The organism is Nocardia sp. NPDC052001 (genome assembly GCF_040680615.1).
Classification (GTDB): domain Bacteria; phylum Actinomycetota; class Actinomycetes; order Mycobacteriales; family Mycobacteriaceae; genus Nocardia.
Genome location: NZ_JBFAXC010000020.1, coordinates 60,808 through 83,949 on the forward strand (window position 1 = coordinate 60,808; position 23,142 = coordinate 83,949).

General features: G+C 66.5%; 22 protein-coding genes. 9 read left to right on the top strand and 13 right to left on the bottom strand.

Annotation, left to right across the window (positions count from 1 at the left end; translation table 11 throughout):
• Positions 1–207 precede the first annotated feature (207 nt).
• On the top strand, positions 208–2,175 hold the full coding sequence (locus AB0L82_RS41915) for an exonuclease domain-containing protein (protein WP_364650564.1): 1,968 nt from the start codon (positions 208–210) through the stop codon (positions 2,173–2,175).
• On the opposite strand, the gene AB0L82_RS41920 is transcribed toward AB0L82_RS41915, so the two are convergent.
• The 6 genes from AB0L82_RS41920 to sucB all read right to left on the bottom strand — a co-directional run bounded on the left by AB0L82_RS41920 (position 2,172) and on the right by sucB (position 9,696).
• The gene (locus AB0L82_RS41920) at positions 2,172–4,364 is read right to left on the bottom strand and encodes an elongation factor G-like protein EF-G2 (RefSeq protein ID WP_364650567.1); all 2,193 of its coding nucleotides are present in this window, start codon (positions 4,362–4,364) and stop codon (positions 2,172–2,174) included. The two genes, AB0L82_RS41915 and AB0L82_RS41920, sit on opposite strands and share 4 nt — an antisense overlap.
• A 208-nt stretch (positions 4,365–4,572) precedes the next feature.
• Positions 4,573–5,556 (bottom strand): lipoyl synthase, encoded by a 984-nt coding sequence (lipA, locus tag AB0L82_RS41925; RefSeq protein ID WP_364650626.1) that lies wholly within the window; start codon positions 5,554–5,556, stop codon positions 4,573–4,575.
• 115 nt (positions 5,557–5,671) lie between these two features.
• A complete protein-coding gene (lipB, locus tag AB0L82_RS41930) occupies positions 5,672–6,433 on the bottom strand; it encodes a lipoyl(octanoyl) transferase LipB (RefSeq protein WP_364650570.1) in 762 nt (253 codons plus the stop codon).
• Positions 6,430–6,942: an N-acetyltransferase family protein gene (locus tag AB0L82_RS41935; protein ID WP_364650629.1), complete on the bottom strand. Its 513-nt coding sequence runs from the start codon at positions 6,940–6,942 to the stop codon at positions 6,430–6,432. Before AB0L82_RS41935 ends, lipB begins: the two co-directional genes overlap by 4 nt.
• Positions 6,943–7,039: 97 nt before the next feature.
• The gene (locus AB0L82_RS41940; protein WP_364650573.1) at positions 7,040–7,939 is read right to left on the bottom strand and encodes a TIGR01777 family oxidoreductase; all 900 of its coding nucleotides are present in this window, start codon (positions 7,937–7,939) and stop codon (positions 7,040–7,042) included.
• Between the two features lie 8 nt (positions 7,940–7,947).
• Positions 7,948–9,696, bottom strand: a complete 1,749-nt coding sequence (gene sucB / locus AB0L82_RS41945; protein ID WP_364650576.1) for a 2-oxoglutarate dehydrogenase, E2 component, dihydrolipoamide succinyltransferase — start codon at positions 9,694–9,696, stop codon at positions 7,948–7,950.
• A 390-nt stretch (positions 9,697–10,086) separates the two neighbouring features.
• Between sucB and AB0L82_RS41950 the strand changes: the two genes are divergently transcribed.
• Positions 10,087–10,413, top strand: coding sequence for an oxidoreductase (locus tag AB0L82_RS41950; protein ID WP_364650579.1), 327 nt, complete (start codon positions 10,087–10,089; stop codon positions 10,411–10,413).
• Here AB0L82_RS41950 and AB0L82_RS41955 read toward each other — a convergent pair.
• From AB0L82_RS41955 to AB0L82_RS41980, 6 genes are all read right to left on the bottom strand, one after another.
• Positions 10,403–10,999 (bottom strand): hypothetical protein, encoded by a 597-nt coding sequence (locus AB0L82_RS41955; protein WP_364650582.1) that lies wholly within the window; start codon positions 10,997–10,999, stop codon positions 10,403–10,405. The two genes, AB0L82_RS41950 and AB0L82_RS41955, sit on opposite strands and share 11 nt — an antisense overlap.
• 18 nt (positions 11,000–11,017) lie before the next feature.
• Complete coding sequence (locus AB0L82_RS41960) at positions 11,018–12,358, bottom strand: hypothetical protein (RefSeq protein WP_364650585.1); 1,341 nt, start codon at positions 12,356–12,358, stop codon at positions 11,018–11,020.
• A 134-nt stretch (positions 12,359–12,492) separates the two neighbouring features.
• Positions 12,493–12,780 (bottom strand): WXG100 family type VII secretion target, encoded by a 288-nt coding sequence (locus AB0L82_RS41965; protein WP_364650588.1) that lies wholly within the window; start codon positions 12,778–12,780, stop codon positions 12,493–12,495.
• Positions 12,773–13,111 carry a WXG100 family type VII secretion target gene (locus AB0L82_RS41970; RefSeq protein ID WP_364650591.1) on the bottom strand — a complete coding sequence of 113 codons (339 nt, stop codon included), beginning with the start codon at positions 13,109–13,111 and terminating at the stop codon, positions 12,773–12,775. The genes AB0L82_RS41965 and AB0L82_RS41970 overlap by 8 nt, the downstream gene beginning before the upstream one ends.
• Before the next feature lie 123 nt (positions 13,112–13,234).
• A complete protein-coding gene (locus tag AB0L82_RS41975) occupies positions 13,235–14,740 on the bottom strand; it encodes a leucyl aminopeptidase (protein ID WP_364650594.1) in 1,506 nt (501 codons plus the stop codon).
• Between the two features lie 91 nt (positions 14,741–14,831).
• Positions 14,832–15,605, bottom strand: coding sequence for a TetR/AcrR family transcriptional regulator (locus AB0L82_RS41980; protein WP_364650632.1), 774 nt, complete (start codon positions 15,603–15,605; stop codon positions 14,832–14,834).
• Between the two features lie 90 nt (positions 15,606–15,695).
• Here AB0L82_RS41980 and AB0L82_RS41985 point away from each other — a divergent pair, with 90 nt between their 5' ends.
• From AB0L82_RS41985 to tuf, 3 genes are all read left to right on the top strand, one after another.
• The gene (locus AB0L82_RS41985; RefSeq protein ID WP_364650598.1) at positions 15,696–16,301 is read left to right on the top strand and encodes a GNAT family N-acetyltransferase; all 606 of its coding nucleotides are present in this window, start codon (positions 15,696–15,698) and stop codon (positions 16,299–16,301) included.
• A 44-nt stretch (positions 16,302–16,345) separates the two neighbouring features.
• A complete protein-coding gene (locus AB0L82_RS41990; protein ID WP_364650601.1) occupies positions 16,346–16,903 on the top strand; it encodes an RNA 2'-phosphotransferase in 558 nt (185 codons plus the stop codon).
• A 163-nt stretch (positions 16,904–17,066) separates the two neighbouring features.
• A complete protein-coding gene (tuf, locus tag AB0L82_RS41995; protein ID WP_364650604.1) occupies positions 17,067–18,263 on the top strand; it encodes an elongation factor Tu in 1,197 nt (398 codons plus the stop codon).
• Between the two features lie 16 nt (positions 18,264–18,279).
• Here tuf and AB0L82_RS42000 read toward each other — a convergent pair whose 3' ends face one another.
• The gene (locus AB0L82_RS42000; RefSeq protein WP_364650607.1) at positions 18,280–18,903 is read right to left on the bottom strand and encodes a hypothetical protein; all 624 of its coding nucleotides are present in this window, start codon (positions 18,901–18,903) and stop codon (positions 18,280–18,282) included.
• Positions 18,904–19,113: 210 nt separating this feature from the next.
• Here AB0L82_RS42000 and AB0L82_RS42005 point away from each other — a divergent pair, with 210 nt between their 5' ends.
• The 4 genes from AB0L82_RS42005 to AB0L82_RS42020 all read left to right on the top strand — a co-directional run bounded on the left by AB0L82_RS42005 (position 19,114) and on the right by AB0L82_RS42020 (position 22,799).
• Complete coding sequence (locus AB0L82_RS42005; protein ID WP_364650610.1) at positions 19,114–19,986, top strand: alpha/beta hydrolase; 873 nt, start codon at positions 19,114–19,116, stop codon at positions 19,984–19,986.
• A gap of 115 nt (positions 19,987–20,101) precedes the next feature.
• A complete protein-coding gene (locus AB0L82_RS42010; RefSeq protein WP_364650614.1) occupies positions 20,102–21,046 on the top strand; it encodes a hypothetical protein in 945 nt (314 codons plus the stop codon).
• Between the two features lie 88 nt (positions 21,047–21,134).
• Positions 21,135–22,166: a ParA family protein gene (locus AB0L82_RS42015; protein ID WP_364650617.1), complete on the top strand. Its 1,032-nt coding sequence runs from the start codon at positions 21,135–21,137 to the stop codon at positions 22,164–22,166.
• Positions 22,167–22,208: 42 nt separating this feature from the next.
• The gene (locus tag AB0L82_RS42020) at positions 22,209–22,799 is read left to right on the top strand and encodes a hypothetical protein (RefSeq protein WP_364650620.1); all 591 of its coding nucleotides are present in this window, start codon (positions 22,209–22,211) and stop codon (positions 22,797–22,799) included.
• Positions 22,800–23,142 lie beyond the last annotated feature (343 nt).

Genomic DNA, 23,142 nt, shown 5'->3' on the forward strand with positions numbered 1-23,142 from the left:
GACGGGACCATTCGGACGCGGCCATGTGACCTGAGTCTCAGTGTTCGCCGCGTCGGAGTCGCTGCCATCCCGGGCGAGTGCTCACCCGCTCACCGGACCGTGCGGTCGGCTTCCGCGACGCGCCGGACGAGCGGTAACGGCCCCGGACGATTCTCGGATTCCACACGGCGAGAGTCCAATTCGAGCCGAGAGGGCAGTCCGATCACAGTGCATGCCAATGCCGAATTCGGTTCGTTCACGCTGGTCGACGTCGAAACCTCCGGGTTGTCCGCGTCCGAGGATCGGGTGCTGTCGGTGGCGGTGCTGACGCTCGCCGACGACGGTCGCGTACAGCATGAATTCCATACCCTGGTGAATCCCGGCTGTGATCCCGGCCCGGTGGAGATCCACGGGTTGACCCGGGAAAAGCTGCACGGCGCACCGACATTCGAGGCGATCCGGCCGCGGCTCGCGGAATTGCTCACCGGCCGCGTGCTGGTCGCGCACAATGCCTCGTTCGACTACGGCTTCCTGCATGAGGAATTCACCCGCGCCGGTGCGATATTGCCGGTCGAACGGCAGTTGTGCACGCTCGCCTTCGCACGCCGGCTCGCACCGCCCACCGCGAACTTCAAACTGGGAACGCTCGCCGCGCACTACGGTGTGCGGCAGACGCGCGCGCACGACGCACTCGACGACACCCGGGTACTGGCGGGCGTCCTGCACGGATTGATGTCCGATGCCCGGCGATTCGGCGTCTCGCCCCCGCTCATGCCGCCGCAACGCGACCAGCGGCGCTCCTCGCAGCGCTGGCCGAAAACCCGCACCGGCCCGAAGGCGCTGTGCCCCTTCGCCTATCCCGGTCGGTTCCAGGAACACGGCCGTCTGGTGCAGGGCATGAAGATCGCCATCACCGGTGAAACCCATATGGAGCGTTCGGCTTTGGCGGCTCGCGCCGAGGCCGCCGGTCTGGATGTCACGACCTCGCTCAGCCGTCGCACCAGCGTGCTGGTGACCAACGAGTCGCGATCGCAGAGCCGCAAGGTGCGCGACGCCGTCGAATTCGGCACCGCCCTGCTCACCGAAGCGGCCTTCCTGGCGCTGCTCACCGATATCGCACCCGGCACCGCCAAGGGCGCGACCGGTACCGCGAGCGCGACCAGCACGGCCACAGGCACATCCGGCACCGCCAAGGGCGCGATCGGCACCGCTGAGCGTGGGACCGGTACCGCCAGGGGCGCGTCGGGCGCGGCCAAGGGTGCGTCCGCCACAGTCGAGGGCAGGTCGGGTTCGGTCGAGGGCGCATCCACCGGTTCCGCGAAATCGGCGGCTCGGCAACGCTCTTCGGGACCACTATCGGGCCGCCGGTTTCTCGTGCTCGGCGGCACCCACGATCAACGCGCCGCCGCCACGGCCGATCTCACCGCACGCGGAGCCTCCGTCGCGGTGAATCTCTCGGCGAGCGTCACCGATGTGCTGGCCCTGTCCGACGCCGCGTCCGACCGCCGATACAGTAGGGCGGCGGGCGTCGGCCTGCCGATCCACGGCCCCGAATCGCTGACCGCCGGGGAATTCACAGCCGCCCACCAGGAACCCGCAGTGCACCCGAATCAACCCCGGCCGGACGCCGCACCCGGCCTGCCCGCCCCATCCACACCGATCGCGTCCGAACCGCTGTCCCTGGCCCGGGGCCAGGTGATGGATCTTCCGATCGACGAATGCGGCGGCGACTGGACCCTGCGCGCCTCGTGGAAACAGAACGGCGGCTGGGAGGTGGATGTGGTCGCCTTCCTGCTCACCGATGACGAAATGGTCACCGGTGACCCGGATTTCGTGTTCTACAACCAGCGATCCGCCCAGGGGGTGGAGCTGGCGGTGGAAGGACCCAGCGAGCAATCGCTGTCCATCTCACTCGATCACCTGCCCGAGCACTGCCGCCGGATCGCCATCGCCGCTGCCATCGACGGTCCGGGCATCACGTTCGGCGATGTCGGAGCCATCGAAATCGAAGCCGCACCGGGCGGCGACCAGGCCGTGATCGCCCGCGCCACCCTCGACGCCGCCACCGAGGAGCGAACCCTGCTGCTCGCGGAGGTGTACCAGCGCGGTGAGACCTGGCGACTGCGGGCGCTGGGGCAGGGCTATGCCACCGACCTGGCGGCATTGGCGACTCGCTACGGCATCAGTGTCGCCTAGCCCGCCGATTTGGTCTTGTCGCGAATGGTGTCGGCCAGTTGGGCTGGCATCGGTTCGTGCCGGGTGTAGCTGCGCGTGAACGAAGCCGCGCCGTGTGCAAGGGAGCGCAGGTCGACCGCGTACCGGGAGAGTTCGAGTTCGGGGACTTCGGCTCGGATCTCGGTGCGGCCCAGCGTGACCGGTTCGGTGCCCAGAACTCGGCCGCGGCGACCGGAGAGGTCGACGAGAATGGGGCCGACGTATTCGTCGGCGACTATCACCCGCACTTCGGCGATGGGTTCGAGCAGGTTCATCCTGGCGGCGCTCGCGGCTTCGCGCAGAGCCAGACCGCCCGCCATCTGGAAGGCCGCGTCGGAGGAGTCGACCGAGTGGGCTTTGCCGTCATAGAGCGTGATTCGCACATCTATCAGCGGATATCCGGCAGCGACACCCCGCGCCGCTTGCGCGCGAACGCCCTTCTCCACCGACGGGATGAACTGGCGCGGCACCACACCGCCCACCACCTTGTCGACGAATTCGATACCCGAGCCGCCGGGCAGGGGAGCCACCTCTATTTCACAGATGGCGTACTGCCCGTGCCCACCCGACTGTTTGACATGCCTGCCTTTACCGGAAGCGGTGCTGGCGAACGTTTCCCGCAGCGCCACCCGATGCTCGATGACATCGACATTGACGCCGAACCGCGAGCGCAACCGCTCCAGCGCCACATCGCGATGCGCTTCGCCGAGGCACCACAGCACCAGCTGATGGGTGTGCGGATTCTGTTCCAGCCGCACCGTCGGATCCTCGGCGACCAGCCGCGACAGCCCGATCGAGAGCTTGTCCTCATCGGCCTTGCTGTGCGCGTTCACCGCCACCGGCAATAGCGGATCCGGCATCGACCACGGTTCGATGAGCAGCGGAGAATCCTTGGCGGACAGGGTATCCCCGGTCTCGGCGTGCGAGAGCTTGGTAACGCATACGATGTCACCGGCAATGCCCTGGCCCAGCGGTCGCTGCTGTTTCCCGAAGGGAATCGAGACCGCGCCGATGCGCTCATCGGAATCGTGATCGACCGCTTCCGCCCCGATCCGATGACCCCATACGTGCACGGTGTCATCGGCGCGCAGTGTCCCGGAGAACACCCGCACCAATGACATTCGCCCCACATAGGGGTCCGAGGCGGTGCGAATCACCTCGGCGGCCAGCGGCGCTTTGGGATCGCACACCAGCGGCGTGGCCTTACCGCCGCACAGCGCCGATACGGGATGTTCTGCGGGAGTGGGGAATCCGCGGGTGATGAGATCCAGGATCTCCACCGTCCCGAGCCCCTGTTTCGCGCCCTCCGGCGGCGGCGCGGCGATCAGCACCGGATGGAAACTGCCTCGCGCGACGGCCTTTTCGAGATCCGGGACCAGCGTCGCGAGGTCGATTTCCTCGCCGCCGATGTAGCGCTCCATGAGCGTCTCGTCCTCGGATTCGGCGATGATGCCCTCGATGAGCCGATTGCGCGCCTGCTCCAGCTGCTCCAGTTGCTCATCGGAGGCGGGTGTTTCGGTGTGCGCGCCCGCGGAGTAGTCGTAGACATGCTGGGTCAGCAGATCGATCAACCCGGTGACCGGCCGATGCCCGTCCGCGCCCTTGGCCCCGTACACCGGAAGATGCAGCGGCAGTATGGATTCCGCCCGTCCACCGCCGAGGATCTGCCCGCACGTCTCGGTCATCTCCTCGAAATCGGCTCGCGCGGTGTCCAAATGGGTGAGCACGATGGCGCGCGGCATGCCGACGCTCGCGCATTCCTCCCACAGCGCCAGCGTCGTCCCGCTCACACCCTCCACGCCGGCGGCGGCCGAGAGCACGAAAAGGGCCGCGTCCGCTGCTCGCAGACCGGCCCTGAGTTCCCCGACGAAATCCTGGTATCCGGGGGTGTCGAGTAGGTTGACCTTCGTCCCGTCCCAGCCCATCGGCACCACCGACAATTGCACCGAGCGATGTTGTCGCTGCTCGATATCGTCGTAATCCGAGACGCAGGTGCCGTCCTCCACCCGACCGGCGCGGGGCACCGCGCCCGTGGCGACCGCGAGGGCCTCCACCAGCGTCGTTTTGCCCGATCCGCTGTGGCCGACCAGCACCACATTGCGGATATCGTCGGGCCGTTCGGCCGTGACTGCCTTGCCATTCGCGCCTGCCGACGCGGTTCGCTCGACCATAAGGCTCGCTCCGGGGTCGATTGCTGCGGTACTCCGAGCTTCCCACCGCAGCCCGCTCCCGTCCACGATTCCGGCGAGATGGCGTCGGCACGCCACATCCGGGTGCGCGTCCGCACAACAAAACCGGCCGGAATTCGAGGTGAATTCCAGCCGGTGTGCGAGAAGGAGTGAATCCGCGCCGATGATCGCGGGTGGCGCGGCGGTCCCGTCAGGAACCGAAGCGCGCGAGCACGCTGGTGGCCTCCTGGGAGGCCGCGCCGCCCTGCGCCAAATGCGCCATCTCCGGGGCGATTTCGCGCCCGTGATGCTCCATCGCCTGCGCGTACAACCGGCCCGCGCGGTACGAGGAACGCACCAGCGGACCCGCCATGACACCGGCGAAACCGATCTCATTGGCCATATCCGAGTGCTGCACGAACTCTTCGGGCTTCACCCAGCGATCGACGGGATGATGCCGCGGCGACGGCCGCAGATACTGCGTGATGGTCAGAATGTCGCATCCGGCCTCGTGCAGATCGCGCATGGCCTGGGTGACTTCCTCGGGGGTCTCGCCCATACCGAGGATCAGATTCGACTTGGTGACGAGCCCGGCCTCACGCGCGGCGGTGAGCACCGCGAGCGACCGCTCGTACCGGAACGCCGGGCGAATCCGCTTGAAGATGCGCGGCACCGTCTCCAGATTGTGCGCGAGCACCTCGGGACGAGTGGAGAACACCTCTTCGAGCTGTTCGGGCACGGCATTGAAATCCGGGATCAGCAGCTCGACGCCGGTGTGCGGGTTCAGCCGCTTGATCGCGCGCACGGTCTCCGCGTACAGCCAGGCGCCGCCGTCCTCCAGATCATCGCGGGCCACACCCGTGATGGTCGAGTACCGCAGTCCCATGGCCTGCACCGATTCGGCCACGCGCCGGGGCTCGTCGCGATCGAGTGCGGCGGGTTTGCCGGTGTCGATCTGACAGAAGTCGCAGCGCCGCGTGCACTGTTCACCGCCGATGAGGAAGGTGGCCTCGCGGTCCTCCCAGCATTCGAAGATGTTGGGGCAGCCCGCTTCCTCGCAAACCGTGTGCAGCCCTTCGCGTTTCACCAGGCCCTTGAGCTCGGTGTACTCCGGGCCCATGGTCGCCCTGGTGCGAATCCACTTGGGTTTGCGCTCGATCGGGGTCTCGGCGTTACGCGCCTCGATGCGGAGCAGTTTGCGTCCGGCGGGTGCGGAGGCGGCGGTCGAGCCCGGCCGGGGTGCGGCGGGATCGGGGGTGTTCGATGTCGGGGTATCGACGGAGGTCACTCAACTCACCCTACGCTCGTGATCATTCGGCTTTGACGGCCACCGGTGGGGTGACGGCGGCGGTCCTGGGCAGATGGTGTTCGGTGATGGGCAGATCGCCGTCGAGGGCGCGCGCGATGGCCTCGGCGACCAGCGGGCTCACCTCGGCGACGGTGACCTCGCGGCCGAGCTCGCGGGTCAGCGTGGTGACCCCGGCGTCGCGGATTCCGCACGGCACGATGGCATTGAAACCGTCGAGCGTGGAATTGCAGTTCAGTGAGACCCCGTGCAGGGTCACCCCGCGCTGCACCCGCACGCCGATGGCCGCGACCTTGCGCTCGGGCAGGAATTCCGAGGCGGGCAGCCACACACCCGAACGCCCTTCCACCCGACCGGTTTCCAGACCGAGCTGCGCGCACACATGGATGAGGGCTTCCTCCAACCTGCGTACGTACTTGACCACGTCGACCGGTTCGGCGAGCCGGATGATCGGATAGCCGACCAATTGCCCCGGCCCGTGCCAGGTGATTTTCCCGCCTCGATCGACCTCCACCACCGGACTGCCGTCCATGGGCAGATCCTGGGCCTCGGTGCGCCGTCCGGCGGTGAAGACGAAGGGATGCTCGAGCAGCAGCAGCCGATCCTGGCCGATGCCGTCGGCGCGCTCGGCGGCAATGCCGCGCTGCAACTCCCACGCCCGCGTGTACTCGATCAGACCCAGTTCCTGGACCAGCAGGGGTGTGCTGTCGAACCGGGCCGATGCCCCACGGTGTGCCGGGGCGGTGACCGTCTTGCTGTCGCTCACCTCTGCGACGCTACGCCATCGTCGAGGATGATCTGCATCAGCGTCAGGTCCATCCAGCGGCCGAACTTCTGCCCGACCTGAGGCATCTGCCCGACGATCGCGAAGCCGAACTTCTCGTGCAGGGTGATGGAGACCTGGTTGGAGGTTTCGATGGCGGCGATCATGACGTGCACGTCCCCGCGCCGCGCCCGCTCCAGCAGTTCGGTCATGAGCGTTTTCGCCACTCCCCGCCGGTGGAAACGATCGGCGACATACACCGAATTCTCCACGGAGAAGCGGTAACCCGACTTGGGCCGGAACTGGCCGTAGCTGGCGTACCCGGCCACCGCGCCGTCGATCTCCGCGACCAGGATCGGGCAGCCGGCGGCGGTCCGCGCATCGAACCAGGCTTGCCGTTCGGCGAGGTCGGCCGGTTCGGTATCCCAGATGGCGGTGGTCTCGGCGATGGCGTTGTTGTGGATCGCCAGGATCTCCGGCAGATCGCTTTCCCGCGCATCGCGCACCAGCAGTTCGGTGGCTACCGGCTGAGAGGTCTCATTGCTCACCCGCAACACGCTATCCGCGCACCCCGTGTGATCTGTATCGCGCCCGTCACAGCGGCGTGAATCAGGCGTGGTGACCGACCGTGGCGGCGAGCGCCGCACCGATGGTGTGATGCTGGAAGGGATAGCCCGCTTCTTCGAGCGCGGTGGGAATCGCCCTGGGGCCGTGCAGGATTCCCTCCTCGGCGAATTCGCCGACCGCCGCGCGCAGCGCGAACGCGGGCACGAACAGCGGGGTCGGCCGACGCAGGGCGCGGCCCATCGCACGGGTGAATTCGGCGTTCGTCACCGGTGCCGGGCCGACCATATTGACCGGGCCGCTCAGGGATTCATTGGTGAGCGCGAAGATTATCGCGCCGATCTCGTCATCGAGCGAGATCCACGGAACATATTGCCGCCCACTGCCCAATCGGCCGCCGAGGCCCAAAAAGTACAGGGGATAGAGCATTGCGAGCATGCCGCCCTGTTTGGCGAGCACGACCGCGCTACGCAACAGAATTGTGCGCACACCCGCTTCGGTGGCGGGGCGGGTCGCGGCTTCCCAGTCCTGACACAGTCCGGCCAGGAATCCGGTTCCGGCGGGCGAACTTTCGGTCATGACGCGATCGCCGCTGCCACCGCCGTAGTAGTGCACGCCGCTCGCGTTCACCAGCGTCGGCACGCCCGCGGCCACCGCCGCGGAAGCCAATACATCGGTCGGAACGACGCGGCTGTCACGCAATTCCTGTTTGTAACTGCCGTTCCAGCGCCGTCGCCCGATACCGGCGCCGCAGAGATTCACCACGGCGTCGGCATCACGCAGCGCACGATCGTCGAGGTCGGCTCGCGTTGGATCCCACTGGAATTCATCGCGAGCGTGGGCGGGACGGCGCACCAGGCGAACCACCTGGTGTCCGTCGCGGCGCAGGGCCGCGACGAGCGCCGTCCCGATCAATCCGGAGGAACCGGCGACCACGACTTTCATACCAACCCTTACAGGCCGAGGTCGCCCTCGAAGGCCGCCTCTTCCAGCCGGTGCCGGATGGTGGTGAGGAAGCGGCCCGCGTCGGCGCCGTCGATGAGCCGGTGATCGTAGGTCAGCGGCAGGTAGGCCATCGAGCGGATGCCGATGAATTCGCTGCCGCTATCGCTGATCACCATGGGGCGCTTAACGATCGCGCCCGTGCCCAGCATCGCCGCCTGCGGCGGGACCAGGATCGGGGTGTCGAACAGCGCGCCCTGCGAACCGATATTCGTGACGGTGAAGGTGCCGCCCGACAGCTCGTCCGGCTTGAGGCCGCCGTTGCGCGCGCGGTTGGCGATATCGGCGATGGCGCGAGCCAGGCCCGCCAGCGACAGGTCGTTGGCGTTGTGGATGACCGGCGAGAGCAGACCCTGCTCGGTGTCCACGGCGATGCCCAGGTTGACCACCGAGTGGTAGGTGATCTCGTTGGTCTCCTCGTTGTAGGAGGCGTTGACGTTCGGGTGCACCCCGAGCGCCTCGATCGCCGCCTTCGCGAAGAACGGCAGGAACGTGATGTTCACGCCCTCGCGCGCCTTGAACGCTTCCTTGGCCTTGGTGCGCAGTGCGACGACCTTGGTGAGGTCGACCTCGTGCACCTGGGTGAGCTGCGCCGTGGTTTGCAGCGACTCACGGGTCTTGGCCGCGGTGATCTTGCGGATGCGGCTGGCCTTCTGGACCGTGCCGGGCAGGTGTGCCAGGTCCGACTTCGGGGCTGCGGCGGCGGGCGCGGCGGCCGGAGCAGCCGCGGCCGGTGCGGCAGCGGCGGGAGCCGGAGCCTTCTTGGCCTCCGCGGCGGCGAGCACATCCTGCTTGCGGATGCGGCCGCCGACACCGGAACCGGTGAGGGTGGCGAGGTCGACGCCGTTCTCGGTAGCGAGCTTACGGACCAGCGGGGTCACGTAGGGGCCGCCGCCATTGGTGGAGGGCTCGTCCGCCGGGGTCGCCGCGGCCGGAACCGGGGCGGGCTTCGGGGCCGGAGCCGGGGCGGGCTTCGGGGCCGGAGCCGGGGCGGGCGCGGGAGCCGGTGCGGCGGCCGCGGGCTTCGGTTCCGGAGCGGCGGGCTTGGGTTCCGGAGCGGGTGCCGCCGGGGCGGGCGCGGCAGCCGGTGCGCCGCTTCCGATTACGCCGAGCTGACCGCCGACATTGACGACATCGTCTTCCTGCGCGGTGATCTCCAGCAGCGTGCCGGCGACGGGCGAGGGGATCTCGGTGTCGACCTTATCGGTGGAGACCTCGAGCAAAGGCTCATCGACCGCGACCGAATCGCCGACCTGCTTGAGCCAGCGGGTGACGGTGCCCTCGGTCACGGACTCGCCGAGTTCGGGCATCTTCACCGGCGTGCCGGAAGCGGCTTCGGCGGCGGGTGCGGGGGCTGCGGCAGCGGGCGCCGGTGCGGCGGCCTCGGGCTGCGGGGCGGGTTCGGGCTCTGGGGCAGGTGCTTCGGCCGGAGCCGGGGCGGCAGCGGGGGCCGGAGCCTCGCCCGCGTCACCGATCACGCCGAGTTCGCCACCGACCTCGACCACATCGTCTTCCTGCGCCACGATCTTGACCAGTACGCCGGCGGTGGGAGACGGGATCTCGGTGTCGACCTTGTCGGTCGATACCTCGAGCAACGGCTCGTCGACCTCGACCGTGTCCCCTTCCTGCTTCAGCCACCTGGTCACAGTGCCCTCGGTGACGCTCTCACCAAGAGCTGGCATCTGGACGGAGAAGGCCATGTCCGTTGACTCCTCTGACTGCTCGTCGGGTTAAACAGTTTGTCCCCGGCGGACTTTCATCGCGGGTCGCGATGTGGGTCCAACCGCCACCGATCATTCTGTGGCATCCGGAGATCCATGTTGGTTCTTGTTCCAGCTGCCATCCTTGCACTCCGCCGCGTGCAACGTGTCACAGGGCGGCCCTTCCCCGCACCTCGCGGCGTCACAAACCCGATGGTGAGGCCCCCGAACGCCATTCCAACAGCGGTAATAGCCGCCCGCTCCTGAACGCCACCCAAGAAGTCCCTGAGCAGCGCCTTCGAACCCCCGCCACCCCCTGTCCACCCATTCCCACCGCTGGCAATATCGAATTACCGGCGGCGCCCCACCCGTCCGGGAAGGAGGCACCCCATGAGTTTCCTGGATTTCCTATCCCGAAGCTCCTCGAAGACCACAACCCCGTCCGACCTGACCCACCTCATCACCTGGACCCGGTCACACCACGGCGTAGAAGCCTTCATAGAACCCCGCACCACGGTCACCGACGTAACCGCCGTCCTGGTAGCCCACGACGGCGAATGGACCCGCCGAGTAGTAGGCGAACGAGGCGCCCACCGCCTCTCCACCACCCTGAACATCCCCGTCTACGACGTCCGCAAAACCGGCTACCCCCAACGCATGCGAGACCACGACGCCCGCCGCCGCATAGAACAACAACGCGCCCGGCTCAGCGATTGATGATCGAAATATCTGACGGAGTGAGCGCTGTCGCGCCCAGAACTTCCTCTACGACATTCCGCGCGGGTATCGCCTGATCCGCCAGTAGCGCGGTCGCGGATTCGCCCGCCCAACCCGGCCAGACGAGTGCGATTTCGGTTCCCGACCTCATGCGGAGCAGCAGCCAGTAGCGGTCGTCCCCCGCCGGTTTCTTGAGCATTCGGCGCAGTGGACCTTGAACGGCGGGCCACGCGAGATCGACTCGAGCTACGGGGGCGAATCCGGAGAAACGCGTCCACTCGGATAGCGGCAGTTCGCGAAATGCCGGCTCGGTCCACGGACGCCTCCCGTCGAGCTCTGTGACGACTCTGCCGAGAAAGTCCCGCAGCTCGGATTTCGAGTGCTTGATCCGAATAACGGTGTCCAGCTCCTCATTCGACTCGAGGGCTGCTACCAAAGCCCCGTACTTCTCGTCGAGAGTGAGGGTCCCCAGTGGTTCGGTGAGCAATGCCGTCGATACTCGACTCACTTCCTCGGGGCCGAGGGTGTCGGAGAATTGCACGCCGTAGAGGACGGCGTTCACGACGCCGCGCCACTGCTGGGTCATTGTTCTTTGGCCTCCACGTCATCTCGGCGTCGTGATGATCTGCGCTGGATCGATCGTCAAACCCTGTCGTCGCATCTCTTCGATTACTTGCTTCGTGAAATCGGGTCCGGGCCGGTAGTGACCGCTGGCGTCGGTGATCAATCGGAGTTCTCCGTTTGCTACTTGAAGCTCACCGGCTCCGGCAACAGGCGCTCCCGCAAGGAAACTGGAATGATGGAACTCGCCCGGACCATGGTAAAGCGACGCGTAGATACTACCGTTCTTGTCCATCACGAAGATCGCCTTGCCCGCGCCGTTCCAGTGAGACGCCGCAAGCGTGGTGTCGAACAGATTGCCATCCGCGTCGTACATCTTTCCCTCGCGAATGAACAGCTGAAACCGCTGTCGCTCTTCAGCATTCAGGTAGGTCACCTGTTGGCCCGGCCATACGGAGTTTCCCGGCAGCTGTTCGCCCAGGTATCGGCGATCCATCGAGGTAGTTCTCAGTGTTCGGACCGGTACGGCGTGTCGGCTGATGGAAACCAGCTTGGGCTGTGCTTCTTCCACCCACTTTCGGATCTTCGCCAGCAGTGGTCCGATGCGCTCGGTGAGAGGCGTCAAGGTTCTGGCGGTGATTGCGGTTGCGCGGGTGGCCAATTCGCTGATTATGGTGGCCACCCGCTCGGCTTTGTAGGTGAGGCGGGCGGCGAGGGCGACGTTGCCGAATTCGGAAAGGCCACCGGTCAGGGGGATCGCTACGGCGAAGAGGGTTTCGGCGAACGCGGTTTCGACGGCGAATTCTTTTAGTTCTTCGAGGATTTGGTGGTGGGCTTCGTCGAGGTGCTGGGCGTAGGTGCCGCAGGCTTCGGCGAGGGACTGGCAGATGTCGGCGAGGGTGTGCAGGTCGGATTGGCGGTCGGTGCAGGTGGAGATGGCGGTGGGGATTTCGGGGGATTGCTGGTTGTTGAGGAGGGATAACGCGTCGGGGATGCGGAGGGCGAGGGTGCGGAGGTCGGCGGCGGTGGTGAGCCAGGCGGTTTGGGCTTCGCGGAGTTTGTCCTGGTGGCCGTTGGGCCAGGCCGCGCCTACGAGGTCTTTGATGAAGGACCAGCCGAAGGGCTCGGGGATGCCGTCGCCTGCGGCCGGCAGGGCTTGGGGAATTACGCAGGGGACCGGCCAGGCTGGGGGAGCGGGTGGGGGAGTCAGGTCGTTGAAATTCGCGGCGACTTCGCCTGTTTCGTGGTTGTGCGCACCGGTGGTTATGAGGTCGGCGGTGGTGGCGGACGCGGTGATGAGGCGTTCGGAGGTGGCGAGGGCGAGCCCTGCGGCGTCGTCGTATGCGGCGGCCCAGGATTGGCCGATGCTATCGCTGCCTGCCATGCCCGCTCCGGCGTTGAGGACGCCGAGCAGGGCCATATGGGTGGTCGCGGCGTCCTGCGCGATGGTGCCGAATACCTTTGCGGCGGAGTGATACTCGGTGGCTCGGCAGAGGATGAGCGGGACCGCGGGCGCGCTCACGGCCACATACCGACGTTGGTTTCACCGACCGCGCGATAGGAGTTCCGCGCGGCGTCCAGCTTGCCGCGCAATTCGCCAAGGGCCCTGCTCATTTCAGCGACACCGGCGACCCGCGCGTCATGCGCGGCACGGTGCCCGGCGGCTGCCTCACCGGCCCAGGTCACATGCAACGCGTCGACACGATCTTCGATCGCCCGCACCTGCTGTTCGATCGATGTCTCCAGCGTGGCCGTACCGTCTATGAGCCGTTGCAGCCCATCGAGATCCACTCGATAGTCACCCAAGGCTCACCGCCCCGGGCAGATCCAGACTCGCCCCTGCCGAGTGAACGGCCGACGCCCACGACCGATCGTGCGCCTCGAACTCCCCGGCCGTTCGTCGTAGCAGCCCCGCATCCGCCCGGAACGACTCGATGATCCGCCGAGTGCCACGCTCCCACTCAGCCCACGGTCCTTCATGCGACCCGGCCGCCGCCCCAACCCATTCCCCGCCGACGAACTCCCGCACCGCGCGCATATGCGCATCGACGCGCTTGCTCAACTCCCGCGCGGACCCCTCCAACGCATCGGCCGCAGCACGCAACTCGACCGGATCGACATCCACCCCAATGCCCACGCACACGAGATTAGCTGTCGCGGGCGACAAGTGGGCAATATTCAGCCCCGCATGTGAATAGCCAGATTGTCGGAGTTTCCACTCTGCGGCAGGGCTGCTATCAGCAGCCCTGCCGAACCTCAGTTACTCAGAGGCAATCGACTCGAGTGTCGCGATGAGCGTGCGCACCGGCACACCCGTTCCACCCTTACCCGTGTACCCGAACGCCCCACCGGTGTTGTACGCCGGCCCCGCGACATCGAGATGCGCCCACTGCACACCCTCCGGCACGAACTCCTTGAGAAACAGTGCGGCGGAAAGCATTCCACCCCACCGATGCGGAGCCACATTCGCCAGATCCGCGATCTTGGAGTTGATATCCCCCCGCAGTTCGGCGGGAAGCGGCATGGCCCAACCGTTTTCGCCCACGGACTGCGAAATCCGAGCGACCCGATCCCGGAACTCATCGGTCCCCATGACACCCGGCGTCCGAGTCCCGAGCGCCACCATCTGCGCCCCCGTCAAGGTAGCGACATCGATGATGTAGTCCGGATCATCCTCTCCCGCACGCACAATCGCGTCGGCGAGAATGAGCCGCCCCTCGGCATCGGTATTGATCACCTCGACGGTGGTTCCGCCGTACTGCACCAGCACATCACCCGGCCGCTGCGCGGTGGCGGACGGCATATTCTCCGCCATCGGCACCGTGGCGGTCACCGTGATCGGCAGACTCAACCGAGCCGCGAGCAGCGTGGTGGCGATAACCGCCGCCGCCCCGCCCATATCGGAGGTCATATTCTCCATACTCTGCGCGGGCTTGATGGAAATGCCGCCGGTATCGAACGTGATCCCCTTGCCGATCAACGCGACCCGCTGATCCCCGCCCGCATAGGTGATCCGAATCAGCCGAGGCGGCCGCGACGATCCCTTGCCGACCCCGATGATCCCGCCGTACCCCTTGGCCGCCAGCTCGTTCTCATCGAGAATCTCCACCTGCAACCCGGCGGCGGCAGCCAATTCCGCTGCGCGATCCGCGAATTCGGCCGGGAACAGCTCGTTCGGCGGCGTATTCACGAAATCCCGTGCGGTGGCGACGGCTTCGGCGATCGCCTGCGACCGGAACAGCTCCTCTTCCCCGAATCCCGCGTCGGGCACCAGGAATTCGATCCGCTGCACCGGCTGATCATCGGCCTTGGGCGCACTCTTGGCCGACCGGAACGCGGTGAACTGGTACGCCCCGAGATAGAACCCTTCGGCCGCCGCACCCAAATCCACCCCGGACAGCACGGTGACCGCGGTCCCGACCCCGGTCAATGCCCGCGCCGCCGCACCCGCGGACTTGCGCACCTGTTCGGCGTCGATCTTCTCCACCGCGCCCAGCCCGACGGCGAGCACGAAATCCACATCCAGCCCACTCGGCGCCGGCACCCGGGTGATCTCCTCGGATTTGCCCTTGGCCCCGACCGCCCGCAGCGAACTCAGCAGCGCCGCACGCGTATCGGCATCCAGTACATCTTCGAACGCGTCCGCGGGCGCGAAAACCGGCCCGTCCTCCGACGACGTGAGTCCGATGACCAGAGCATCGGCCGCGCCGAGGCTCTCGGTGCGCACCAGTTCCGGCCCGAGCGAACGATCTGCAACAGCTGTCATGCGCCCCAGGCTACTGCGCGACCCCCGCGCCCACCCGCCCGGCGCGCCCCGTATTCGCTCCCGGTGAACGCGATACGCCCCGGTCGGGCCGTTATGCCCGCGGCGCGAAATAGCGGGCTTCGACACCGTCGAGCAGTAACTCGATGCCCTCGGCGAGCAATCGATCGAAGTCCGTATCGAGCCCGTCGGCGTCATCGGCGAGATAGCGCACGAGCGTCGGATGCGTCTCGGGCGTGACGAGCTGCATCGGATGCTCCGAACTCACCCCCACGGGCGTCCGCTCCGATCCGGGCAGCAGTGCCAGCCCCTGTACCAGCCCCGACAGCGACAGATAGATCGACAGCATGATGTCCCGATTCATCCCCGGCAGATCCAGCGCCGCGAACGATCGCTCCAGGGTGTCCAGCAGCGCGAGCCCGAGCGGCGGCCGAGTCTGGGCTAGCACCGGCAGCATCCACGGATGCAGCTGGTAGAGCTGCCATTCCGCGACCGCCTCGGCGGTGAGCCGGGCCCGCCACCCCGGTGCGGCGGTGGGCGCGGGCCGTGCCCCGATCACGTATTCGGCCATCTCCGCCAGCAGCGCGTCTCGATCGGCGAAGTGCCGGTACAGCCCGGTCGTGGCCACCCCGAGCTCGGTAGCCAGCCGCCGCATGGACAGTCCGTCGATCCCATCCCGATCCGCCAATTCGATTGCGGCCCTGACAATTCCGACATTCGTGAGGCGCTCCGACCGAACCTTGCGCGGCGGAAGAGTCGCGATCTTGCGCCCCCGGTACGCGCGGGCCTGGCAGGACCGCGAGCAGTACTGCCGCCGCCGTCCGCGTTCCCGCTGCGGAATCTCCTCACCGCACACCACGCATTTCATCACACCGACAAGTGTGACGAATTGGTCGTAGACCCTCGTATCGACCCCTACTTTGGGAATCGGAACACCGTTCGCACCGAGGAGGAAAGCATGCAGAACCAGCCGCGGGTCCGTCGCGCCGAACTGTCCGAGGCGACCGAGGTGGCGCGCGTCTTCGCCCGCGCCGCACTCGATGAGGCGGTCACCGCCTGGGTCCTGGAGGACAGCCCCGAGGCCGTCGAGTACTTCCGCAACGAACGCGCTCCGGAGATGATCACCAATGCCCTGAAGCAGGATCAGGTCTGGCTCGCGGGTTCGGGCTCCGATATCTGGGCTGTGTCGGTCTGGCAGACGGTCACCTCCGCGGACCGCTTCGAAGCCGAAGCCGCGGAACTGCGCGCCCTCGCCGGGCAGGTGCCGGGCCGCCCGTTCGAGCGCATCACCGCGGTCACCACGGCCCTGGCCGCGCGTCATCCCCGCGAGTTCCCGCACCAGTACCTCCAGGTCATCGTGACCCTCCCGGAGTTCCGGGGTATGGGCGCGGGCGCGGCCATCATCACCGACCGCGTGAAATCGGCCACCACCCCCGCCTATCTGGAAGCCAGCACCGAGCGTTCGCAGCGCCTGTACGAGCGCTGCGGCTTCGCCCGCATCGGCGATCAGATCGTGCTCCCCGATAACGGTCCGACCTTGCGCCCCATGTGGTTTCAGAGCTGAATTCGGTTGCGTCCGGCCCGCCGATGCGGGACGGTGGGCCGAACATGAATGAGAAAGAAATGGTCCGCCTGTCCAAACGCCTGTCGAGCTGGCTCCGGCACAACCCGGATGCCATCGGCTTGCGCCCGGACGAGGCGGGGTGGGTGCGGGTTCAGGACCTGCTGCGCCAGGCCGCCGCGCACAATCGCGGTTTCACCCGTACCCAGCTCGACCTGGTGGTCGAGCAGAACAATAAGAAACGCTTCGAATTCGACGATTCCGGTACCTCGATTCGCGCCCGTCAGGGCCATTCGATCGAGGTCGACCTGGGGTACACGCCCGCCGATCCGCCGGAAATCCTCTATCACGGCACCGCTGAACGCACCCTCGGCCTGATCATGGCCGAGGGTCTGCTGCCCATGCGGCGGCATGCGGTGCACCTGTCCGCCGATATCGCCACCGCGGTGAATGTCGGTGGCAGACATGGCCGTCCGGCGGTGCTGCGGGTCGATACCGTCGCCATGCGGGCCGCCGGTCACGAATTCTTCGTCACCGGCAATGGCGTATGGCTGGTGGACGCGGTGCCGCCGCAATTTCTCGAATTGCTGCCCACACCTCGGTAATCGGTCCGTCGCGAGCCGTCAATCCGCATCGACGTCCGATTGACCCGGATCCGAACCCGCCGCCCGGATGCGGCAAATACCCTGGATATGACACCGCTGTCGGGCATACCGCGCGGTGTCCACGACCATGGAGTGCCCGCCTCGGATCGCACAGGAGGTCTCCGTGGCGAAGGCGAAGTTCCAGCGCACCAAGCCGCATGTGAATGTCGGCACCATCGGCCATATCGACCATGGCAAGACGACGCTCACCGCCGCGATAACCAAAGTGCTGCACAGCAGATATCCGGATCTGAATCCGTTCACCCCGTTCGACGCCATCGACAAGGCGCCGGAGGAACGCCAGCGTGGCATCACGATTTCCATTGCGCACGTGGAGTATCAGACCGAGAACCGGCACTACGCGCATGTGGACTGTCCCGGGCACGCGGACTACGTGAAGAACATGATCACCGGCGCGGCCCAGATGGACGGCGCGATCCTGGTGGTCGCCGCGACGGACGGTCCGATGCCGCAGACCAAGGAGCACGTCATTCTCGCCCGCCAGGTCGGTGTGCCGAAAATGGTTGTGGCACTGAACAAGTGCGACATGGTCGAGGATGAGGAGATCCTCGAACTGGTCGAGCTGGAGGTCGGCGAACTACTGAGCGAATACGACTTCGACGGTGACAGCACCCCGGTGGTGCGCATCTCGGCCTATCAGGCGCTGGAGCATCCGGACGGCGAATGGGGGACCGGCATCACCGATCTCCTTGACGCGGTAGACAATTGGATCGACACCCCGGTGCGCGAGGTGGACAAGCCGTTCCTGATGCCGATCGAGGACGTCTTCACCATCACCGGTCGCGGCACGGTGTGCACCGGGCGTATCGAACGCGGTGTGCTGAAGGTGAACTCCGATGTGGAGATCGTCGGAATCCGGCCCAGGACAACGAAAACCACGGTCACGGGCATCGAGATGTTCCGCAAACTCCTCGATGAGGGCCGTGCGGGCGAGAACGTCGGCCTGCTGCTGCGCGGTATCAAGCGCGAGGACGTGGAGCGCGGGCAATGCGTCATCAAGCCCGGATCGGTCACGCCGCACACCGAATTCGAAGGCCAGGCGTACATCCTGTCCAAGGAGGAGGGCGGCCGTCACACCCCGTTCTTCGACAACTACCGTCCCCAATTCTATTTCCGCACAACGGATGTCACGGGTGTGGTGACGTTGCCCAAGGATGTCGAGATGGTGCTGCCCGGTGACAACGTCGCCATGTCGGTGGTGCTGATCCAGCCCATCGCCATGGAAGTGGGCCTCAAATTCGCCATCCGCGAGGGCGGCCGGACGGTGGGTGCGGGCCAAATCACCAAGATCATCAAATAGCCCGCACCCAAGCGCGTCAGTTGTAGACCGCTCCGAACGAGGGCACCGAAATGGTGCTCTTCTGATAAGCGAACCCATCGGGATTGGCATCGCTGACCGGCACCGACCAGCGATGCCACACGCTGCCGTACACCGCGGCCACGATCATCCCCGGCCCCGGATCCATCACGGCGGTGCGAATGGTGGTGTCCACCGGCACATCCTGATGCTCGATGAGCAGATTGGTCCCGCTGCGCCCGTTGGACAGGTTGAACCACATCACCTCGAGCTTCGCCCCGCCCTGATTCGGCGAAATGGTCCCCGGCCCGCCGAAGAACCCGAACCGGAACCCATCGGTCCCGAGCGCGATCCCGGATCCGGTTACCCCGGGCCCATCTCCGCGCCCGATATCGGACTGCGCCGGAATCTGGAACGGCTGCGCGGGAAGCGCCACCTCCCCGGCCCGCTGCCCCGACGCGATCAGCCTGCTGACAGCTTGCTCGGCAACCGGATTCCCGGCCGCGGTGGCCTGCAACCCCTGAATGGCCACGGTCCAATCGAACGCCGGCGCACCACTGGCGGGCGCACTCGCGATTCCGACAAATGCCGCAGCCGCCACGGCCGTGGCGGCAATACGACGAGTAGAACGGCTTCCACGCATAATCGGATCTCCTCGGATTGTGCTGTACCGCTTCCCTAAACCGCCCCATGAAAGCACCAACCGGGCGGTCCGCCCACGCAGACTCGCCGAGTGTTTGCCAGGTGATCCGCCGCAACGGACCGTCGTCTGTCGCGAGTCCCTCTCGGCCGACCGATTAGTTCTGCTCGCCTGCCCCGTCTACTCAGCAACCGAACCAAAAGGAGCACCCCGATGTCCGAGATCAAGTCCTACACCGTAGAAGCCCCCGGCGCGGTAATCACCTATGACGTGCGGCAGCCGGAGAACGGTACGGCAGGGGATCAGCCCGCACTGCTGGTGGTCGGGTCACCGATGGACGCTTCCGGATTCGTCAGTCTCGCGGCCCGTTTCCCCGATCGCACGGTCGTCACCTATGACCCGCGCGGCACCGGCCGCAGCACCAAGGCCGATCCGAGCACCGAGTCCACGCCCGATCAGCATGCCGATGATCTGCACCGGGTGATCGACGACCTCGGCGGCGCGCCGGTCGACCTGTTCGGCAGCAGCGGCGGTGCGGTGAATTCCCTTGCGTTGGTGGCCAAGCACCCGGAGCAGGTGCGCGTGCTGGTGGCGCATGAGCCCCCGGCCGCCCAGGTGCTGCCGGAGCGTGAGCAGGCGCTCGCCGCCACGACCGCTATCTCGAAGACCTATCAGGAGAAGGGTTTCGGTCCCGCGATGGCGCAGTTCATCGCCTTGGTGGGCCTGAAGGGCGAGGTTCCGGCCGATTTCGGCGATCAGCCCGTCGATCCCGCCATGTTCGGCCTCCCCACCGAGGACGACGGCTCCCGCAATGACGCGCTGCTCGGCCAGAACCTGATCTCCTGCACCCATTACGAGCATGATTTCGATGCGCTGCGCGCCGCGTCCACCCGCATCGTGATCGCGGTCGGAGTCGAATCCGAGGGCGAGTTCGCGCACCGCGGCGGCCTCGGCGTGGCCGAGCTGATCGGTGTGGAGCCGACGGTCTACCCCAGCAATCACGCCGGTTTCCTGGGTGGCGAATACGGCCAGCAGGGCGATCCGGACGGCTTCGCCGCTGCCCTGCGGAAGTCGCTGTCCGAGTAGGGATTTGTCCGATCAGCTCTCGCGCGTCGTCCAACACGCCATCGATTTCGGCGTGTTGGTGCGCGAAGCTTCGATCCCGCGTGACCCGGGCTCACCAGCCTGTTTAGCTCGATGCATGCCCAGTTCGAGAGCTCGAAAGTCCAAGCGCCGAGCCAAGATAGCGGCCCGCGCCCGCCGCCGCGAACGTGCGGCGGCGTACCCGTCCTGGTTCGACCCGTCGATTCGGAATATCCTCCGTCGTCGCCGCACCGTGCTGTTCGCCAAACGCCCTAGGGAGTTGGAACAGGCGACCGCCGCCCTGCTCGGCGAACAACTGCACCGCGTGCTCGACACCCACACCGCCGCCCCGCACTTCGACTCGTGGTTCACCGAATTGGTCACCACGGTGGTCGCCTGCGCGAGTGATCCTGCGGCGCACACCGATCCGGATCAGCAATCCACCTGGTGGTTATTGCACGGCCTGCTCGCGATAGCCCCCGTCGATTTCCTCATCGATCCGGTGCAGGACCTGCTGGACGCCACCACCGGGCACTGCGAGCCGCCGTGGCTCCCGCTCACCTGCAGGGTGCAGGCCACCGGCGAGGTCTGGCGGTTGAGCGTCATCGATGGAGCCCGAACCGCATTCATCGCGGGCTACGAGTATCCCGGTGGCACCGATCGGCACGTCTACCTCTTCGACTTGAGCGCCAAGCCCGATGAGCGGCTCGAGGCGAGCAGCCCGACCTCCACCGATCGGTCAGGCCGATACACCGCAGAGCCTGTCGAACTACTCCGCGCCGATGCGTTCGACACCGTCGATGCCGCCGCCCGCGCGTGGCGAGCCTCGGTCGGCCCAGTCGCCGCGAATTCACGCCCGGCACCGATCACCGACCCCACAGACCTGGCGTTTCTGCCCTACTGCTGTGACCCGACAGCGATGCTCGGCACGGAATCCCGCAACCGCCTGGACAATTGGTTCCGCGCCGCCAGCCGCATCGAAGAGCTCATCATCACGCTGCGACGGCGCGGCACACCGCTACCACCGCTGCCGGGCCTCTACCCGGAGCTCATCGCGACATGAACCAGCACCATCGCACGGCTTCTCGTGTCGCGCCCCCTCGGCGCACCTCGAGTAACTAGTGTGATGCCCGACCGCCACGGCGGTCGCTGTGATGAAGGGTGCTGGTTTGGTGGAGTTGCGTGGTGATGTGGTTCCGGATGATGCTGCGCGATCGCAGCCGATCGCGGCCGAGGGTTTCGGCTGGGACTGGCTCAAGTCCCCGAACCGCTCCCTGCACTTCGACCGCCCGCAGCGAATTTGGGAGACCAAAGCCGTTCCCGGCCAGGCCCGTCCGTACGTGGTCGCCACGTTCAACCTCAAAGGCGGGGTGGGCAAGACCACCACCACCGCTGCCCTTGCCGAGATCCTGTCCGCCGAGTTCGGCAAGCGCGTATTGCTCATAGACCTGGACCCGCAGCGCAACCTGACCACCATGATGGTCGGCGAAAAGCGCTCGGCCGAACTGGATTCCGGGGACCACACCCTCGCCGCCGTCTTCGCCGACGCCCTGGCCGGCCGACGCCCACGCGATGCCACCGAGCTGGTCCAGCACGGGGTATCGCCGATGCAGGCCGTCACCTCGGTGGACCTGCTCGCGTCCTCTCCGAAGCTGATTGCCCTGCAAGACGATATGGCCCGCCTCACCACCCTGGACCCGACCACCGTGCTGGCCGCCGCCCTGACCGGCGTGCTCTCCGGCTACGACTTCGTCCTGATCGACTGCCCGCCCAATCTGGGCCCGATCACCCAGAACGGCCTGCGCATCGCCGACGGCTATCTGATCCCCACCATCCCCGACGTCATGTCGACCTACAGCATCCCGCCGCTGCAATCGCACCTGCGCCATCTCTCCACCGCATGGTCCGCGCCGATCACCGAGCTGGGTGTGGTGATCACCAAATACCGCCGCTCCTCCACGGTCCATCAGCGCATCCTGGAGACCCTGCGTGAGAACCCAACCCTCCCGCGCCTTTTCCCCACCCGCATCCCCGAGTCGAATCAGATCGCCGCGGCCGCCGAGTTCACCGACTTCGGCACCCTCCGTCAGAAGTACGGTCAGGGCGGCCAGTTCCTGGCACTGCGCGAGCTGACGGCCGACTTCATGGCCACCACCAGAATCAAGCTCGCCTGGGGTCGCTGACCAGGGATCCGCCGCGGTTGCCCCGCCTGGTATTCCTATCCGGTGTCGCAAGAACAGGATCCACGCTTCGCCGAGCTGAGCTGCCATCCCGTCTATCCGGAGATCCGCGGCGTGGTCGCCTCGTACATCCACGCGTCGATCGCGAATCCGGCCGCCACACAACCCGAGCTGTGGAACGTCTCCGCGCTCCCGACGACCGAGAAGGCCAAGGGCCGCCGTCGCCTGCTCACCCTGAACTGCGGGGGACTGGAGACCCTCTATGTCACCGAGCTCCAACAGGAGGGTGGCATCGCCGTCGAGATCACCATCAATATCGATGCCCCCGACGGCTGGTCCGATGAGCGACTGACCCTCGAGGCCGCAGGCGTGTGGACCCGCCGCCCCGACTACCGCACCGCCCGGGTCTGGTCCTGGAACCTCGACCTCGCCGCACTCCTGGAAGACGACATCGATTTCGACTCCCTCCTTCAGGACCAGGACTTCGACTATCTGGCCGCCCAGTTGACCGGAACCCTGATGCGCCGCCAATCCCCCTACACCCGCTATCACTGCGCGGCGCTGGCGAACGATCTTCTCGCCGAAGTGGAGGAGATCCGCCGGGAGGAAGCGGAGGAGCAGACGCCGCCATTGTGATCGTCCGGAAAACCTGCAGGTCAGGAGGCGATTTGACTTTGATCGTAGCGATACGTAACTTTATTCGAGTCAGAGCGACACGGACACCGACCCGGAGCCCCAAGGGCCTGGGAAACGAGGTTGTACGAGGAGCGCCTGACTATCACACTAGTTCAACCTGACCAGCGGATTTGGTTCTGCTGCGGCGGGTGGGCTAAGCTGTAAAAGTTGCCTCAACGAAATCCCTGCTCTACCGAGTGGTGAGATCTTGTGTGCGTGTGTTCTTTGAGAACTCAATAGTGTGTCGATGAATGTCAGTGCCAATATTTTATTGGTTCCGGCCTTCCACACCCCCGTGTGAGGA

Excerpts from the sequence above, each read along its gene's own strand:
- AB0L82_RS41950 (WP_364650579.1), top strand. The coding sequence starts at position 10,087 with ATGAGTTTCCTGGATTTCCTATCCCGAAGCTCCTCGAAGACCACAACC.
- AB0L82_RS41960 (WP_364650585.1), bottom strand. The coding sequence starts at position 12,358 with ATGGCAGGCAGCGATAGCATCGGCCAATCCTGGGCCGCCGCATACGAC.
- AB0L82_RS42005 (WP_364650610.1), top strand. The coding sequence starts at position 19,114 with ATGTCCGAGATCAAGTCCTACACCGTAGAAGCCCCCGGCGCGGTAATC.
- AB0L82_RS41955 (WP_364650582.1), bottom strand. The coding sequence starts at position 10,999 with ATGACCCAGCAGTGGCGCGGCGTCGTGAACGCCGTCCTCTACGGCGTG.
- sucB (WP_364650576.1), bottom strand. The coding sequence starts at position 9,696 with ATGGCCTTCTCCGTCCAGATGCCAGCTCTTGGTGAGAGCGTCACCGAG.
- AB0L82_RS41980 (WP_364650632.1), bottom strand. The coding sequence starts at position 15,605 with ATGAAATGCGTGGTGTGCGGTGAGGAGATTCCGCAGCGGGAACGCGGA.
- AB0L82_RS41990 (WP_364650601.1), top strand. The coding sequence starts at position 16,346 with ATGAATGAGAAAGAAATGGTCCGCCTGTCCAAACGCCTGTCGAGCTGG.
- AB0L82_RS42010 (WP_364650614.1), top strand. The coding sequence starts at position 20,102 with ATGCCCAGTTCGAGAGCTCGAAAGTCCAAGCGCCGAGCCAAGATAGCG.
- AB0L82_RS41940 (WP_364650573.1), bottom strand. The coding sequence starts at position 7,939 with ATGAAAGTCGTGGTCGCCGGTTCCTCCGGATTGATCGGGACGGCGCTC.
- AB0L82_RS41975 (WP_364650594.1), bottom strand. The coding sequence starts at position 14,740 with ATGACAGCTGTTGCAGATCGTTCGCTCGGGCCGGAACTGGTGCGCACC.
- AB0L82_RS41920 (WP_364650567.1), bottom strand. The coding sequence starts at position 4,364 with ATGGTCGAGCGAACCGCGTCGGCAGGCGCGAATGGCAAGGCAGTCACG.
- AB0L82_RS42000 (WP_364650607.1), bottom strand. The coding sequence starts at position 18,903 with ATGCGTGGAAGCCGTTCTACTCGTCGTATTGCCGCCACGGCCGTGGCG.
- AB0L82_RS41985 (WP_364650598.1), top strand. The coding sequence starts at position 15,696 with ATGCAGAACCAGCCGCGGGTCCGTCGCGCCGAACTGTCCGAGGCGACC.